18 protein-coding genes are annotated in these 15651 nt (G+C 50.2%); 14 read left to right on the plus strand and 4 right to left on the minus strand.

Annotation, left to right across the window (positions count from 1 at the left end; genetic code table 11):
• The first annotated feature begins 39 nt into the window (after positions 1-39).
• Positions 40-585: a hypothetical protein gene (locus tag KNP71_RS00005; protein ID WP_214829745.1), complete on the plus strand. Its 546-nt coding sequence runs from the start codon at positions 40-42 to the stop codon at positions 583-585.
• Between the two features lie 92 nt (positions 586-677).
• On the opposite strand, the gene KNP71_RS00010 is transcribed toward KNP71_RS00005, so the two are convergent.
• The 4 genes from KNP71_RS00010 to KNP71_RS00025 all read right to left on the minus strand — a co-directional run bounded on the left by KNP71_RS00010 (position 678) and on the right by KNP71_RS00025 (position 2922).
• Positions 678-962, minus strand: coding sequence for a putative quinol monooxygenase (locus KNP71_RS00010; protein ID WP_214829748.1), 285 nt, complete (start codon positions 960-962; stop codon positions 678-680).
• Positions 963-977: 15 nt separating this feature from the next.
• On the minus strand, positions 978-1616 hold the full coding sequence (locus tag KNP71_RS00015; protein ID WP_214829751.1) for a nitroreductase family protein: 639 nt from the start codon (positions 1614-1616) through the stop codon (positions 978-980).
• A gap of 23 nt (positions 1617-1639) precedes the next feature.
• Positions 1640-2050: a MarR family winged helix-turn-helix transcriptional regulator gene (locus KNP71_RS00020; protein ID WP_214829753.1), complete on the minus strand. Its 411-nt coding sequence runs from the start codon at positions 2048-2050 to the stop codon at positions 1640-1642.
• A 119-nt stretch (positions 2051-2169) separates the two neighbouring features.
• Positions 2170-2922, minus strand: coding sequence for a hypothetical protein (locus KNP71_RS00025; protein ID WP_214829756.1), 753 nt, complete (start codon positions 2920-2922; stop codon positions 2170-2172).
• A gap of 179 nt (positions 2923-3101) precedes the next feature.
• Between KNP71_RS00025 and KNP71_RS00030 the strand changes: the two genes are divergently transcribed.
• From KNP71_RS00030 to KNP71_RS00090, 13 genes are all read left to right on the plus strand, one after another.
• Positions 3102-3503 carry a GntR family transcriptional regulator gene (locus KNP71_RS00030; protein ID WP_021066814.1) on the plus strand — a complete coding sequence of 134 codons (402 nt, stop codon included), beginning with the start codon at positions 3102-3104 and terminating at the stop codon, positions 3501-3503.
• Positions 3478-4359: an ABC transporter ATP-binding protein gene (locus KNP71_RS00035; RefSeq protein WP_021066815.1), complete on the plus strand. Its 882-nt coding sequence runs from the start codon at positions 3478-3480 to the stop codon at positions 4357-4359. Before KNP71_RS00030 ends, KNP71_RS00035 begins: the two co-directional genes overlap by 26 nt.
• Entirely contained in the window at positions 4349-5482 is a 1134-nt protein-coding gene (locus KNP71_RS00040; protein ID WP_131471057.1) for an ABC transporter permease subunit, read from the plus strand. The genes KNP71_RS00035 and KNP71_RS00040 overlap by 11 nt, the downstream gene beginning before the upstream one ends.
• An 11-nt stretch (positions 5483-5493) precedes the next feature.
• Entirely contained in the window at positions 5494-5961 is a 468-nt protein-coding gene (locus KNP71_RS00045; protein WP_029595873.1) for a DUF4825 domain-containing protein, read from the plus strand.
• Positions 5962-6098: 137 nt separating this feature from the next.
• Positions 6099-7772 carry an AMP-binding protein gene (locus tag KNP71_RS00050; RefSeq protein ID WP_214755724.1) on the plus strand — a complete coding sequence of 558 codons (1674 nt, stop codon included), beginning with the start codon at positions 6099-6101 and terminating at the stop codon, positions 7770-7772.
• A gap of 80 nt (positions 7773-7852) precedes the next feature.
• Positions 7853-8431 carry a fatty acid metabolism transcriptional regulator FadR gene (locus KNP71_RS00055; protein ID WP_021066819.1) on the plus strand — a complete coding sequence of 193 codons (579 nt, stop codon included), beginning with the start codon at positions 7853-7855 and terminating at the stop codon, positions 8429-8431.
• Positions 8432-8511: 80 nt separating this feature from the next.
• Complete coding sequence (locus KNP71_RS00060) at positions 8512-9285, plus strand: electron transfer flavoprotein subunit beta/FixA family protein (protein WP_021066820.1); 774 nt, start codon at positions 8512-8514, stop codon at positions 9283-9285.
• A gap of 13 nt (positions 9286-9298) precedes the next feature.
• Positions 9299-10264: an electron transfer flavoprotein subunit alpha/FixB family protein gene (locus KNP71_RS00065; protein ID WP_131471059.1), complete on the plus strand. Its 966-nt coding sequence runs from the start codon at positions 9299-9301 to the stop codon at positions 10262-10264.
• Positions 10265-10371: 107 nt separating this feature from the next.
• Complete coding sequence (trxA, locus tag KNP71_RS00070) at positions 10372-10686, plus strand: thioredoxin (protein ID WP_021066822.1); 315 nt, start codon at positions 10372-10374, stop codon at positions 10684-10686.
• A 278-nt stretch (positions 10687-10964) separates the two neighbouring features.
• The gene (locus KNP71_RS00075) at positions 10965-13403 is read left to right on the plus strand and encodes a Na+/H+ antiporter subunit A (protein WP_131471060.1); all 2439 of its coding nucleotides are present in this window, start codon (positions 10965-10967) and stop codon (positions 13401-13403) included.
• The gene (locus tag KNP71_RS00080; RefSeq protein ID WP_131471061.1) at positions 13387-13827 is read left to right on the plus strand and encodes a Na(+)/H(+) antiporter subunit B; all 441 of its coding nucleotides are present in this window, start codon (positions 13387-13389) and stop codon (positions 13825-13827) included. The genes KNP71_RS00075 and KNP71_RS00080 overlap by 17 nt, the downstream gene beginning before the upstream one ends.
• Positions 13827-14168 carry a Na(+)/H(+) antiporter subunit C gene (locus tag KNP71_RS00085; RefSeq protein WP_131471062.1) on the plus strand — a complete coding sequence of 114 codons (342 nt, stop codon included), beginning with the start codon at positions 13827-13829 and terminating at the stop codon, positions 14166-14168. Before KNP71_RS00080 ends, KNP71_RS00085 begins: the two co-directional genes overlap by 1 nt.
• Positions 14161-15645 carry a Na+/H+ antiporter subunit D gene (locus tag KNP71_RS00090; protein WP_131471063.1) on the plus strand — a complete coding sequence of 495 codons (1485 nt, stop codon included), beginning with the start codon at positions 14161-14163 and terminating at the stop codon, positions 15643-15645. The genes KNP71_RS00085 and KNP71_RS00090 overlap by 8 nt, the downstream gene beginning before the upstream one ends.
• Positions 15646-15651: the final 6 nt, after the last annotated feature.

Consider the following 15651-nt stretch of genomic DNA (forward strand, 5'->3'; position numbering starts at 1 on the left):
TGGCAAGTCCTTTTTCTTTTCTAAAATAGGAGTGCAGAGTTGTGTACGTTTCCGTTGCACACTTCTGCACTCCTATTTTGCATTACACAACCCAAGGATATTTATCCTGTTCTTTCTGTATCCACATTAAATCTAATCCCATCTTGCGGATCATGTAACACTTTAAAAAAGACTCTATCTGGGGAAAATCTATTTATTCATCCTTATTTTGATGAAATTTCAGACTATGAATGGCTATTTATGAAAATAACTTTTAATGATCACGGTATTTCTTTTGATTTTGAGGTTAAAGTTCCGAGCTATGTAGAAAATCATCAACTTTATGAAGAAAAACTAAAATTCCAAATGAGTGAATTAAAAATATTTAATATATATATCGGTAAAGCAAATGTATTTCATCACTCTAATATAGGTGCCTTTATTTTAATGATGGATAGTTTAGGTGAGTTAAAATTTAGGGAAATAATAAAAAAGTATTATGACGACGCTGCTAAAATGAATAAAAATAGTTTTGAAGCGGCTTTTTACAGAGCTATATACGGGTTAAAAGATTATAAATTGTACTTTTCATATAATTCCTATTGAAAATAAAATGAAAAAAGAATTTATTATTTTGAACTGAAAAGACCTTAGCAGAAGAGGAATTTGCTAAGGTCTTTTTGTTAAGACATTAAGTATTATTTCACTTCCGTCACATGGAGAACCGGCTTCGCCGTCACATAGTTGCCGACGTTTTGGGCGAACGCGATGAGGTCCGGGTTTTGGTTGTGTTGCTCGACGGCCGCTTGGTCTGCCCAGTTCTCGATCATGACGAAACGGTTCTCTGAAGTCGTCGATTGGAACAGTTCATAGTTCAAGCAACCGGCTTCTTGTTTCGACGAGTCGATGAGCTTGTTGATGTCTGCCAAGAAGTTGTCAAACTCTGTTTCTTTTACATCAAAGATGGCGTTGATTAGGATCATGTGGGGTTCCTCCGATTATTTGAATGATGTGATGGTTTCAGCGTCGAGACGGACCGATTGGTAGCCTTCTTCTACTGCTTTACCGACCGAGAGAATCATGACCGGCACGTAGCGGTCTTTGTCTAAGCCGAACGCTTCCGCGAGTTGGTCTTTCTCGAAACCGCCGATTGGGTTCGTGTCATAACCATGAGCACGGGCGACGAGCATGAATTGCATCGCAGCGAGACTCGAGTCGATTTTGACGATGTCGTTCATCTCTTGTTTCGACAAGTTTTTGTAGTATGGGAGGATGGCAGCGAGCTGTTGGTCGCGTACTTCTTGTGGCATCTTGCCTTCCGCGACAGCTTGGTCGTAAATCTCTTCACCGAACTCGTAGCATTCCATGTCGCCGAAGATGAGGACCATCGCAGCCGACGTGTCGTTTTGACGGACGTTGAAGCGGATGAGCGGCTTGAGCGTCTCTTTCGCCTCTGGGCTCTCGACGACGACAAAGCGCCACGGTTGCATGTTGACTGAAGACGGGGCCGTTGTCGCTTCCTCGATCATTTGAAGCATTTCAAGTTGTGAGATTTTGACGTTCTCGTCGTAGACGCGGATCGATTTGCGACCGAGCATCACGTCAGTGAATGTGTTGTTTTCGAATGTAGTTGCCATGGGGATTACCTCTTTCTCTCTTGTTATAGTTGGTTGAGCTTTTGCAACAATCCGGACAGTTGCTGAATCTCTGACTCGGACAAGACGTTCGTGATCAAATGCTTGCCGCGGTCGTGGTCTTGCTCGCAACTGTTCAAATCGTGCTTGGCTTCCTCGGTCAAATGGACGAATACTTCGCGATGGTTCGCGGTGTTCCGTTCCCGGCGGACGTAGCCCTTTTCTTCAAGAATCTTCAAATGGCGGGTGATGGCCGCATTGTCGATTTTCATCGCCTGCTGAATCTCGCTTTGCGAACAGACGCCCTTGTCATGCACGATCATGAGCATCTCGTAGCGGGTCAGGCTGAAGCCCGTCTCTTTCTCGAACGAGGTCGCGACGCGTTGGTCCGCCAGTTTGATTTGGTACAGCAGTCGGCTGATATCTCGTAACTCCATCTCTGGTGTCTCACCCCCTCATTTGATAAGTCAATTGTTGACTCGTCAAATGTAAAACATTCGCGATGTCCTGTAAAGGAGAATGCTCACAAAAAAAACCATTCGCTCGTGCGAATGGTTTACTCCTCATATTTCGTGCCGTCGAAATGATAGTCATGGATGAACGTCGTCTCGTCGAAGCCATACAGTCGGTCGTGGCGATTCAAGTCCTCGATCGTCTGCAGTTCATGCATCGCCGGTTCTCCCGGTAAGGAATCGCGGGCGACGTTCAAATACCGCTCGGTGAAGTCGTCATCCTCATACGGTGTCCCATCGAATGAGAAGTGAACCGAATAGACGTCGTCCTCCAAAGCACGAATCACGTCGAGCATCCGTTGTTTCTGTGCATCAGTGTTCGCCCAGTCCTCGTGGAACATGACCGACACGTCCAAGAACTCTTTCGACTCGACGTCGAAGACGGACGTCGGGGTAGGGCGTACAGTCGTCGCAACGCCTTCATCCACACCGGTCGGCACACTCGCGCGAACCGTCTCTGCCTCCGTCAACAAGTCGAGTTGCTCGAGTCGCTCCTTGAACGTGTCTTCGGCCTCTTGTTGCCAGACATGTTCGAGCACGTTGTCATGGATCGTTTGATCAGACCGATACGTCTCGGCCCAATAGTCCCCTTCGAGTATCGGATCGGTCAGCGTGAACTCGGCCGCATAGCCGCCCATCTTCCAGTCGCGCTTGAGCGTGACCTCGACGTCCTCTCCATATGTATCTTCAATATAGGATGCGTATCGTTCTTCCTCATCTTGTTTTGCATACGTCGACCAAGTCGTGCCAAGCGCGGTCACGGCGACAGCGGTCGCGACTAACCATCGTTTTCTCATTTTTGATTCACCTCTCTACCAATGTACCTGAAATGGAAGTGTACTACCTCGGTCCAAAGTCGTATTCAATTTATTACCAAATACCTGTAAACTGAAAGTGCCCTTGAAGAACTAATATCTTTACGTGTACTAATACATATAATACACTTAAGTTACGTACACAAGAAAGGGTGTGACCCATGTTATATAAAATTGATATGAAGAGCGCGGAACCGCTGTATGAACAAATCGTCAACCAGACGAAAGCGCTCGTCATCCGTGGCATCTTACGTCCAGGGGATAAAGTCATGTCGGTGCGTGAACTCGCGACCGACCTCGTCATCAATCCGAACACGGTCAGCAAGGCGTATCAGGAACTCGAACGGCTCGGCTTGCTCGAGATGCATCGCGGCCGCGGGACGTTCGTGTCCGAGGACTGGATTGACCAGGACTCGCCGCGCGCGCCGATCCTTGAAGCAATCAAAAAGCTCGCCATCGACTGTCATTACGCCAACATTGAGCTCACCGAAGCGCTGACGTTATTTGAGACAGAGTATAAGAAAGTAGGGGAGAACCATGCTGACAGTACAGCAACTGAGTAAGACGATCGATCGCCAGCAAGTGTTAGAAGATATCGACTTCACGGTCGACTCGGGTGAAATCATCGCGCTCGTCGGCCGGAACGGGGCCGGCAAGACGACATTGCTCCGGACGATGGTCGGCATCATTCGGCCGGATAAAGGCGATGTCCGCTACGGACCGTCAAGCATCTTTGAGAAAGCAGAGTTGAAGCGTGACGTCATCTTCGTCCCGGATTCGGCCGATGCCCTCAAACATTATACGATTAACGAGGCGGCTGCGCTCTACGAATCGATTTATCCATCGTTCAACCGATCGATTTTCAGAGAGACGCTCACTCGCTATAACATCGACAACAAGAAGATTCGCCAGCTCTCGAAAGGGCAGAAGGCGATGGTGACGCTCTCGCTCGCGTTCGCCGTCCAAGCGAAATATTATCTGCTCGATGAACCGACGGACGGACTCGACGTCGTCGCCAAGTCGGACGTTTTGAAGCTGATGATCGCCCAAGTCGAGGCACGGAACTGTTCCATCATCGTCTCGAGTCACCAGTTACATGAGCTCGAACGAATCGCCGACCGCATCATCATGATCGAGAAGGGCCGCGTCAAGGCGATCATGTCGCTCGAGGAGGCGCGCGAGACGAGCGTCAAACTGCAAGTCGTCTTCAACGACCAAGTACCGGTCGAACTGCTCGAGCGCAAGGACATCGAAATCATCAATGTGACCGGACGCGTCGCCTTGTTCATGGCGAAAGAACGGACGAAAGAGCTCGATACGTTCGTCGATGCGCACGACCCGATGCTCGTCGAAGAAATCCCGATGTCGCTCGAAGACATCTTCCGGGTCCAATTAGGAGGTGAGGCAAGTGTCTTTTAAAGTCCTATTAAAGAAAGATTGGAAACAAGTCTCGATTTTGTGGATGTTGCTGGTTTTTCTCGGAGTGATTGCGTTCACGGTACCAGTTTGGTCACAAATGCAATACTTTGACCAGGAACTTCGTAACATTCAAGAAAATCCAGATGAATATGCCGATTGGATCGATGGGGATTCGTCTGATTTGTCCGTCCAAGACTTTTTTAATGAAAATAATGGGACAGGCTATTGGATTGGTGACTTACAATCGCTCATACCGATGGGTGGGGTATTGTTTTTATTCGTTATTTTTGGTGCTCTCATGGCATCCGTCTTGATTGGAGCAGAACGGAACAGTCAAATGTCCGATTTCACGATGTCTCTCCCGTTCACAAGGAATCAGCTTTACATATCGAAATGGTTAATTGGAACGGCAGGAATTATTGTATCGTCTGTGCTCGGTGGTACGCTCATGATAATGATGATTCGCTTCTCGGACTACGCGTTTTTAATGGAAGGAAGCACGAATCGAGTCATCGCGCTTGTCGTTCTTTTGATGCTTAGTGGTATCTCTTTCTTCTCAGCTGCTCTATGGATGGGATCGTTCGGAGGAGAATCGATTTCACAGGTGATTTGGACATTCATTGCGTTAGTCTTCCCAATTGGTTTGATTGCGCTCGTGCAAGGATCTGTCTATGCGTTTTCACAACAGTATGATTCGAGGTATGCATTCTTCGACGATTTGTTCCAGAGTACGTTTTTACGTGTTTTGTCGCCATTCTCTAACTTGGCAAACGTAGACATGTATCAATACTTTACTAACCAAGCTGAATGGCAGAAATTCTTAGCAATTGCGCCATGGAGCGCACTAGCTTTCATCGCATTATCATTCGGACTCGGCCTTTGGATGTTCAACCGAGCACCTCAAGAAAACAACGGACGATTTTTTATGTTTTCGAAATGGCTATGGCTGATCCACATCATCATGGTTCTCTGTTTCGCCATGTTAGGAGGAATCGTTCTCTCAGCATTCTCGATGCAGTCAGGTTTTGCACTATACATCGTTGGCTTCCTGATTGGCGGCTTCATCGCTCACTTGCTCGCCAAACGGTTGCTTTACCGCTTTAACTTGAAACTAAAATCGTAAGGAGGATTCTCATGAAACGGCTCAGTCTGCTCGTCGCCTTGCTCGTCATGCTCGCGGGATGCGGGGATACCCATCGACCGAACGCCTTCCAATACAAAGATTCATACGTCGGGGACAACAGCGCCGTCTCGGGCATCGCCCAGACGTTGCCGATGCATGACTGCTACAAGTCGATCGAGCTACAGACGTCGAAGCGGCCGTACGGCTTGACGGTGCGCTATAGCGACCCGGAAATCGAGCGCATCGAGCAAGAACGGTTGGCAATCCGCAACGCGGCGACGTATTTCACGCTCGTCCAAAACGCGGAAATCGTTCGCTTCGCCTTCCCGAACCGGACGTACGCATTCTCACGCCCGGAGATGGAGGCGTGGCTCGACATCGACTTCTCGACGATCAAGTGGGAAAAAGAGTTGAAGGACCGCTTGGACGAGAAAATCAGCAACGAAGAACAGACGGAAGCCTATTTCAAGAGAATCTGAACGTGTGCGGAAACTTTCATCCGCACACGTTTTTTCGATATTTTCTGAAAATTATCGGGTAAAGGGTAGATGAAAGCGTTTTCTTGGCATTATAATAGAGTTAACTGAATGACTATTCATTCCAAGGAGGAAAAGCGATGAACAAACCGTGGTTGCAAGATTATCCAGCTGACATGCCGAAAACGATTGACTATGAGGTGAAGCCGCTCTATGATGCGCTATCCCGAGCCGCGACCGATTTCCCGAACAAGACCGCCATCTCCTTCATCGGCAAAGAGTTGACGTTCGCTGAAGTCGACGATGCGGCGAAACGGTTGGCGACGATGCTTCAATCGAAAGGGCTGCAAAAAGGGGACCGTGTCAGTCTGATGCTCCCGAACTGTCCGCAATTCGTCATTTCGTTCTATGCGGTCCTGTACGCCGGCGGTACGGTCGTCCAGACGAATCCGCTCTACACGGAGCATGAGCTCGAGAACTTAATCACGGACTCCGGTGCGAGCATCATCGTCACGCTCGACCTCCTGTATCCAAAATCACTTCGTGTGAAGCAGAAGACGGACGTCAAAACGATTATCACGACGAGTATCGCCGACTATCTGCCGTTCCCGAAAAATAAGCTGTATCCCATCAAAGTGAAGCGCGAGAACAATATCGTCATCGATACGACAGGTTCGGTCGCGTTCAAGGACTATAAACAGTTCGATCCAATCACGCCGGTTGCGGTCGACCCGAAAGAAGACGTCGCGGTGCTGCAGTATACGGGCGGGACGACGGGACTGCCGAAAGGCGTTATGCTGACCCACTTCAACTTGACGGCGAACGTCGACCAGATTTCGAACTTCTTCTATAGATATAACCGTGGTGATGAGAAACGCGTCTTATGCGTCGTGCCGTTCTTCCATATTTACGGCATGTCGTGCTGTCTGAACTTCGGGATGGCGAACGGATATGAGCTCGTCCTCGTGCCACGCTTCGACGTCACCGACGTCCTGAAGACGATCAATAAGAAGAAACCACACTTCTTCCCGGGCGCCCCGACGATGTACGTCGGTATCCTCAATGACCCGAAACTGAAGAAATACGACTTGTCGTCAATCGAGGCGTGTATCTCGGGATCGGCCCCGCTGCCGGTCGAAGTACAGGAGCAGTTCGAGAGCATCACGGGCGGACGCATCGTCGAAGGCTACGGCTTGTCGGAGACGTCACCGGTCACACATGCGAACTTCTTATGGGATAAACGGATTGTCGGCTCAATCGGGGTGCCGTTGTCGGACACTTCTGCTAAAATTGTAAAGGCAGACGGAGAGACACTGGCCGATATCGGCGAGATCGGGGAGATCATGCTGCACGGTCCGCAAGTCATGAAAGGGTACTGGCAGAAGCCAGAAGAGACGGCAGCCGTCTTGAAGGACGGATGGCTCGCGACCGGTGACCTCGGCTATATGGGCGAGGATGGATTCTTCTATATTGTCGACCGGAAGAAAGACATGATTATCGCCGGAGGCTTCAACGTCTATCCGCGTGAGATTGAAGAAGTGCTATACGAACATCCGGCCGTCAAGGAAGCTGTCTGTATCGGCGTACCGGACCCGTATCGCGGTGAGACGGTCAAGGCGTTCATCGTGACGCGTGACGGCACCAGCGTGATGGAAGAAGAGCTCGACAAGCACTGTCGCGAGAAGCTCGCAGCGTATAAAGTACCGAAGCTGTATGAGTTCCGGGAAGAGTTGCCGAAGACGTTCGTCGGTAAGATTTTACGTCGTGTCCTCGTCGACGAAGAGAAAGCGAAACAAGTGAAACAAAGCAGTTGACACAAGCGCGTCACATGATAGAATAATAAATGAATGAACCATCATTCATTTTTAAGCAGCGGTAAGGAGCTTGGGTGTTTATGACAAAGAATGGATCAAAAAGTGACCGCATTATCGATGCGGCAGTGAAAGTGATTGCGGATCATGGCTATCACGGTGCAAAGGTGACGGCCATCGCCAAAGAGGCGGGCGTCGCCGACGGAACGATTTATCTGTACTTCAAAAACAAGGAACATCTGTTGATTGAATTGTTCCAGACGAAGATGGGCCTGTTCATCGACTACTCGAAACAACAAATCGAGCGGGAGACGACGGCCGGCGACAAACTGTATCAGTTGATTGAGTCGCACTTGAAGCAACTATCGGCCGATTACGACCTCGCCGTCGTGACGCAAATCGAGCTCCGGCAGTCGAACTTGGCGCTCCGACAAAAGATTAGCGAAGTGCTCAAACCGTACTTGAACTTAATCGATGCGGTCGTACAACACGGAATCGACACCGGCGAATTCGATCGCGATCTCGACTATCGACTCGCTCGGCAGATGATTTTCGGCACGATCGACGAAGTGGTCACGAGTTGGATGGCGAGCGGCTTCAAGTATGACTTGATGTCGACGCTACCGAAAGTACACCATATGTTAAAAAAAGGGCTTGCTTAACCGTAAGCCCTCTCGCTAGCTCAAAAAATGAACGCTGATTCATGAATGATGGTGCGAACAACTTATAAGGGGGAACTACGATGAATATTTTTGTATTGCTGAAGCGTACGTTCGATACAGAGGAAGCGATTCAGCTCGAGAATGGGGAAATTCAAGAAGACGGCGCTGAGTTCATCATCAACCCGTATGACGAATATGCGGTCGAAGAAGCCATCCGTAAGCGTGACGATCTCGGGGGAGAAGTCACGGTCGTGACGGTCGGACCGGAAGACGCGGACAAAGAACTTCGGACGGCGCTCGCGATGGGTGCGGACAAAGCGGTCCGCATCTCAATCGAGGATGACGTCGAGGACGCAGACCATGTGACGATTTCGAAAGTGCTCGCCACGTACTTGAAAGAGCAAGCGCCAGATCTCATCTTCGCAGGGAACGTCGCCATTGACGGCGGTAGCGGCCAAGTCGCACCACGTGTCGCTGAACTGTTGGACATGAACTACGTGACGACGATCACGAAGCTCGACATCGACGGCACGACAGCGACGGTCACACGCGACGTCGAAGGGGACACTGAAGTGATCGAAGTGGCGCTCCCGCTCCTCGTGACAGCGCAGCAAGGATTGAACGAACCGCGTTACCCGAGCCTTCCAGGCATCATGAAGGCGAAGAAGAAGCCACTCGAAGAACTCGAACTGTCGGACATCGACCTCGATGAAGACGAGATCGAAGCGAAAATCGAGACGATCGAACGTTTCTTGCCAGAAGAGAAGAAAGCTGGGCGCATCCTTGAAGGGGATACGTCGTCACAAGTGAGCGAGCTCGTTCAATTACTTCGCACGGAAGCAAAAGTCATTTAAGGGGGACACATAGATGAAAGCTTTAGTACTCGCAGAAGCGCGTGAAGGCGCGTTACGGAACGTATCATTTGAAGCAATCGCTGCAGCGAAGCAATTGACGGACGACGTGACGGCAGTCGTCATCGGGGATGACGTCAAAGCACTCGCGACGGAACTCGGGGAGTACGGCGCGGGTCGCGTCCTCGTCATCGAAGACGAGCGTCTCAAGCACTACACGCCGGACGGTTATGGGCAAGTGCTCCGCCAAGTCATCGACCAAGAGTCACCGGACATGATCGTGCTCGGTCATACGGCACTCGGGAAAGACATCGCCCCGAAACTCGCGGCGCGTCTTGACGCAGGTCTCATTAGTGACGTCGTCTCAATCGAAGGGTCAGGCAAAGAAGCCGAGTTCGTCCGCCCAATCTATTCAGGGAAGGCGTTCGAGAAAGTGAAATTCAAAGACTCGGTCATGTTCTTCACGATCCGCCCGAACAACATCGACGCACTTCCGCGTACGGCCGGGGCGAGCGCTACGGTCGAGACACCGAGCGTTGAACTGAAAGACCTCGCCATGATCGTCAAAGAAGTCGTCCGCAAGGCGACCGGCAAAGTCGACTTGTCAGAAGCGAAAGTCATCGTCGCCGGTGGCCGTGGTGTCAAGAGCGAAGACGGCTTCAAGCCGCTCGAAGAGCTCGCTGAACTGCTTGGCGGGGCCGTCGGTGCTTCACGTGGAGCATGTGACGCCGACTATTGCGACTACGCGCTTCAAATCGGTCAGACCGGCAAAGTCGTCACGCCGGACCTGTATATCGCCTGCGGCATCTCGGGCGCGATTCAACACTTGGCCGGCATGAGCAACGCCAAAGTCATCGTCGCCATCAACAAAGATCCGGAAGCGAACATCTTCAGCGTGGCCGATTACGGCATCGTCGGCGACTTGTTCGACGTCGTCCCACTCTTGACGGAAGAGTTCCGCAAACACCTCGTCAATAGCTGATATGCAGAACGTTTGGGGAAACGTACCCTCCGTGGTATACTCTGAACATGAAATGCATGAGGGTGCTTCATCCGGCTCTCACATCTTACTGGGGAGGTATTTACCAAATGGCTATTAAACACGCAACGACTCAAACATTTGAACAAGAAGTAAAAGAGGGCGTCGTCCTCGTCGATTTCTGGGCAGCTTGGTGTGGACCGTGCCGCATGATCGCACCGGTACTCGAAGAGCTTGACCAAGAGATGGGCGACCAAGTCCAAATCGTCAAACTCGACGTTGACGAGAACCCAGAAGTAGCGGGCGCTTTCCAAATCCAAAGTATCCCGACACTTATGATGTTCAAAGACGGACAACCTGTTTCGAAAACAATGGGCTTCCAACCAAAAGAAGCACTCAAAGAGTTTATCGCGACAGCACAATAATGCCCAAAACAACCGCTCGGGTTTCCCGTCGGTTGTTTTTTTATACGCCATTCTAAAATTGAATCGTGAGATTTTTTTTACATTTTCCGACGTGTTCTTTCATATTTAAAAGTTTTAAAATGATTTAGAATTGTGAATAAACGGGGAAGTTTTTATCATGGCTAAGAACGGAAAATTTACGTTATACTCATGTAGAGACGTGATGTAGTCAGATGAACCTACTTTTAGGTTCACCTTGTTACAGCACTTGTACGACTCTGTTCGAAGGAGGAATTTTCTTGTCGGTGTTACATCTCGCAATTTTATTGCCGCTTCTGGCGGCGCCGTTTATCCCGTTTCTGTTTCGGGCTTTGAAACGAATACATACGGGTTGGTTTGTGTTGGTCGTGCCAACGCTGTTGTTCGTGTACTTTTTCCGTTTTATCAGCGTCACGAGTGACGGGGGTGTCGTAACTGAAACGGTACGATGGATGCCATCGCTCGGCATCAACTTCACGGCGTATGTGGACGGTCTCGGTCTTTTATTCGCGCTCCTCATTACGGGGATTGGAGCGCTTGTTGTCTTGTATTCAATTTATTACTTGAACAAAGACAAAGAATCGCTCGGTCATTTTTACGTCTACTTGCTCCTCTTCATGGGCGCGATGCTTGGTGTCGTCCTATCTGACAACATGGTCGTCATGTACATGTTCTGGGAATTGACATCAATTTCGTCATTCCTGTTGATCGGGTATTGGTATGAAAAAGAGCGTTCCCGTTACGGGGCGCGCAAATCGATGCTCATCACTGTTTTCGGTGGGCTGTCGATGCTCGGTGGGATCGTGGTTCTCGAGTCGATCGTCGGCTCGTTCAGTATCCGTGACATGGTTGCAAACCAGGCGTTGATTGCGGAGAGTCCTTTCTTTATCGCAGCGATGATTCTCATCTTGCTCGGCGCCTTCACGAAGTCGGCGCAATTCCCGTTCCACATCTGGTTGCCGGACGCGATGGAAGCACCGACCCCGGTCAGTGCATATCTCCATTCGGCGACGATGGTCAAGGCCGGTCTCTATCTCGTTGCACGGATGAGCCCGGTGTTCCAAGAGTCACCGATCTGGCTCTGGACGATTGCAGCGGTCGGGACGTTCACGTTGTTCTGGGGTTCATTCAACGCGGTCAAACAGACCGATTTGAAAGGAATCCTCGCCTTCTCGACCATCAGTCAACTCGGACTCATCATGTCGCTCCTCGGCCTTGGTGCCGCGGCGCTTCATTATGACGGTATGGATGATAACATCTATATGGTCGCGACGATCGCGGCAATCTTCCACTTGATCAACCACGCGACGTTCAAAGGGTCTCTGTTCATGATGGTCGGGATTGTCGACCATGAGACGGGGACACGTGATATTCGCAAACTCGGCGGTCTCATGACCGTCATGCCGATCACGTTCACGATTGCCGTCATCGGTTCGTTGTCGATGGCAGGGTTACCGCCATTTAACGGCTTCCTCAGTAAAGAGATGTTTTTGAAGGCGACGACGAAGGTGTTCTCGATGGACTTCTTCGCGCTCGATACAATTGGTATCTTGATTCCGGTCGTCGCGTTCATCGCGAGCGTGTTCACATTCATCTACAGTTTGATCATCTTCACACGGACGTTCATGGGCAAAGCCCAATTCGACAAGTTGCCGAAACAGCCGCACGAGGCCCCGATTGGGATGCTGATTCCGCCGGCGATTCTCGCCATCCTCGTCGTCGTGCTCGGTTTCGTGCCGAACGTGTTGTCGAACTCGCTCATCAAGCCGGCCGTCGAGTCAATCTATCCGACGCTCGTCGCGAGCGGTCAAGATGTGAAGGTCGATATTTACTTCTGGCACGGATTGACACCTGAACTTTATATGACGATCGGGGTCATCTTGCTCGGGACGCTCATGTTCTTCACGATCAACAAGTGGATGGGAATCTATAATCGGATCCCACACCGCATGACGCTCAATGGCATGTATGACGGGTCGCTCGTCTGGTCGAATAACGCGGCGTACCGCTTTAAAGACAACTATATGACCGGTTTCATCCGCTCGTACTTGATTTACATTTTCGTCTTCATGTCGGGGATGCTCTTGTTCTCGATGTGGTGGTACGACTTGTTCAACTTCTCGTTCGGCGAGTTGGCCGAGATTGCGCCATATGAATATGTGCTTGGTGCCGTCATTGTATTGAGTGCTCTCGCAATTCTGTTCATGCGCTCACGCCTCCCGGCCATCATCTTGCTTGGTGTCGTCGGATATAGCGTTGCGTTGTTCTTCGTCTTCTTCGAAGCGCCGGACCTCGCGCTTACCCAGCTTGTTATCGAAACGGTGTCGGTTGCGTTGTTCCTGCTCGTGTTTTACCACATGCCTGACATCAGCAAGAAAGAAGCCCGGATGCGCTTCAAAGTCGGCAACGCCATCGTGTCTGTCCTTGTTGGGGTTACGGTCATGATGCTTAGTTTCATGACATTGTCGAATAGATCACTTAGCTCGATTTCGGAATACTATAAAGAAAACGTATACGATTTGGCTGCCGGTAAGAACATGGTCAACGTCGTCCTTGTTGACTTCCGTGGCTTTGATACGTTGTTCGAGATTATCGTCCTCGCGATTGCTGGTCTCGGTATTTATACGATGATTAAGTTTAGAACGACCGTACAACGCACGAAAGGAGACGATGCAAATGGACATGAAGCCAAAAAGTAATAAACGTGTCAATGACGTCATTTTACAGACGGCAGCGGTGATTATTTTCTTCATCATTATCGTCTTCTCGATTCACTTGTTCTTCTCGGGTCACTACTCACCAGGCGGTGGTTTCATCGGAGGTTTGATGACAGCAGCGGCACTCGTGCTCCTGCTCCTCGCCTTCGACTCGAAGACACTTGCCACAGTGTTGCCATTCGATTATCGACGCATGACGGCACTGGGGGCGCTCATCGCCGTATTGACCGCGATGCATTCGATTTTCTTTAACTTGCCGTTTTTAACGCACGCCTACGATAAATTCGATTTGCCATTGCTCGGTGAAGAGACACTCCATACAGCGATTGCGTTTGACCTTGGGGTCTACTTAGTCGTCATCGGTGTCACGATGACCATCATTCAAACGATTGGAGAGAGTGAATAATGGAAATCTTCGTTAGCATCATTATCGGTGCCTTGACGATGTGTGCAGTCTATATGATTCTCTCAAAGAGTTTGTTGCGCATCATCATCGGTACGGCATTGTTTAGTCACGCCGCTCACTTGCTCGTCTTGACGATGGCAGGATTGAAGACAGGCGCCGCACCTGTCCTTGTAGACGGCGTGACCGATTATACCGACCCGTTACCGCAGGCGCTCGTTCTTACGGCGATCGTCATCAGTTTCGGGGTGACCGCGTTCTTCTTGGTACTTGCTTACCGCGCCTATCAAGAGCTGAGCACGGATAATATGGAGGAAATGAAAGGAACAGAATCGAATGATTAACTTACCTGTGTTTCCGATTGTCATCCCTGCGCTTGCGGCAATCATCATGATGTTCCTGCCAAAGAACGTTCGCCTTCAACGCGGCATGGCACTCGGGTCAATTGTTATCACGTTACTTGTATCACTTTTATTGGTGCATACCGTATCACAAGAGGGCATTCTGACCCTCAATCTCGGGAATTGGCCGGCGCCGTTCTCGATAACCCTCGTATCGGACATGTTATCGGCGTTGCTTGTCACGACATCGACGCTACTCACACTCTTCATTGTCTGGTTCGCCGTCCATTACTTCTCGGTCGCTTATGAGGAGAATTACGTGTACGTGGCGATGCTGTTTTTACTTGTCGGTGTCAATGGGGCGTTCACGACAGGTGATATCTTCAACTTGTTTGTCTTCTTTGAAGTGTTCTTGATTTCGTCATACGTCTTGATCGTCCTCGGCGGCAAAGGTGTCCAGCTACGCGAGTCGATTAAATACTTGCTCGTCAACGTGATCGCTTCGGCGCTGTTCGTCATGGCGGTCGCCTATCTATACGGTGCGGTCGGGACACTAAGTCTAGCGGACCTTGCTCAGAAGATTCCGCTTGTCGACAACCCGAACGTGATCTCGGTCATTGGGGTTATGTTCATCATCGTCTTCGGATTGAAAGGTGCGCTCGTGCCGCTCCATTACTGGTTACCGGGATCGTACGTCGTCGCTCCGACACCAATTCTCGCTTTGTTTGGTGCACTTCTGACCAAAGTTGGGGTCTACTCGATTCTTCGGACGTATACGCTCCTCTTCGACGTGAACGGTACGTTCTTGCAGACTTTTTTAATCGTCCTTGCCGTGCTCACAATCATCACAGGGATGGTTGGGGCAATCGCTTATAATGACGTGAAGCTCATCATCATCTACAACATTATGATTGCCGTCGGGGTAATTCTGTATGGGATTGCAATCAATACGCAGACATCACTCGAGGGTGCGCTCTACTACTTGATTCACGATATGATGATCAAAGCGGTGCTGTTTATGCTCGTCGGGATAATGATTGGCATTACTCGCTCCGGTCAGCTTCGCGATATGGGAGGATTGATCACACGCTTCCCGTTGTTCGGCTGGGCGTTCTTCATCGCAGCGCTCTCGCTTGCCGGGATTCCACCGCTCAGTGGCTTCTTCGGAAAGCTTCTCATCATTCAAGGTGGTGTCGGGGAAGGGGACTTGTTCGGACCGATTCTCGTCCTCATCTCGAGCCTGTTCGTCTTGTTCTCGGTCATCAAGATTTTCTTGTACGGCTTTTGGGGAGAAGAACGCAAGCATTATGACGGACCGCTCGTCCCATATACGAGCCGACTGCTCGTCCCGGTATGCCTGTTGCTTGCTGTGGCGGTCGCATACGGTTTCGGAGCCGAGCTGATGCATCCGTATATTACCCAGGCAATCGAACCGCTCACACAACCAGAACTTTACATCGATGCCGTACTAAAGGAGTGACAACGA

Origin of the sequence: Exiguobacterium sp. s56 (assembly GCF_018618255.1) — a bacterium.
Classification (GTDB): Bacteria; Bacillota; Bacilli; order Exiguobacteriales; family Exiguobacteriaceae; genus Exiguobacterium; species Exiguobacterium chiriqhucha.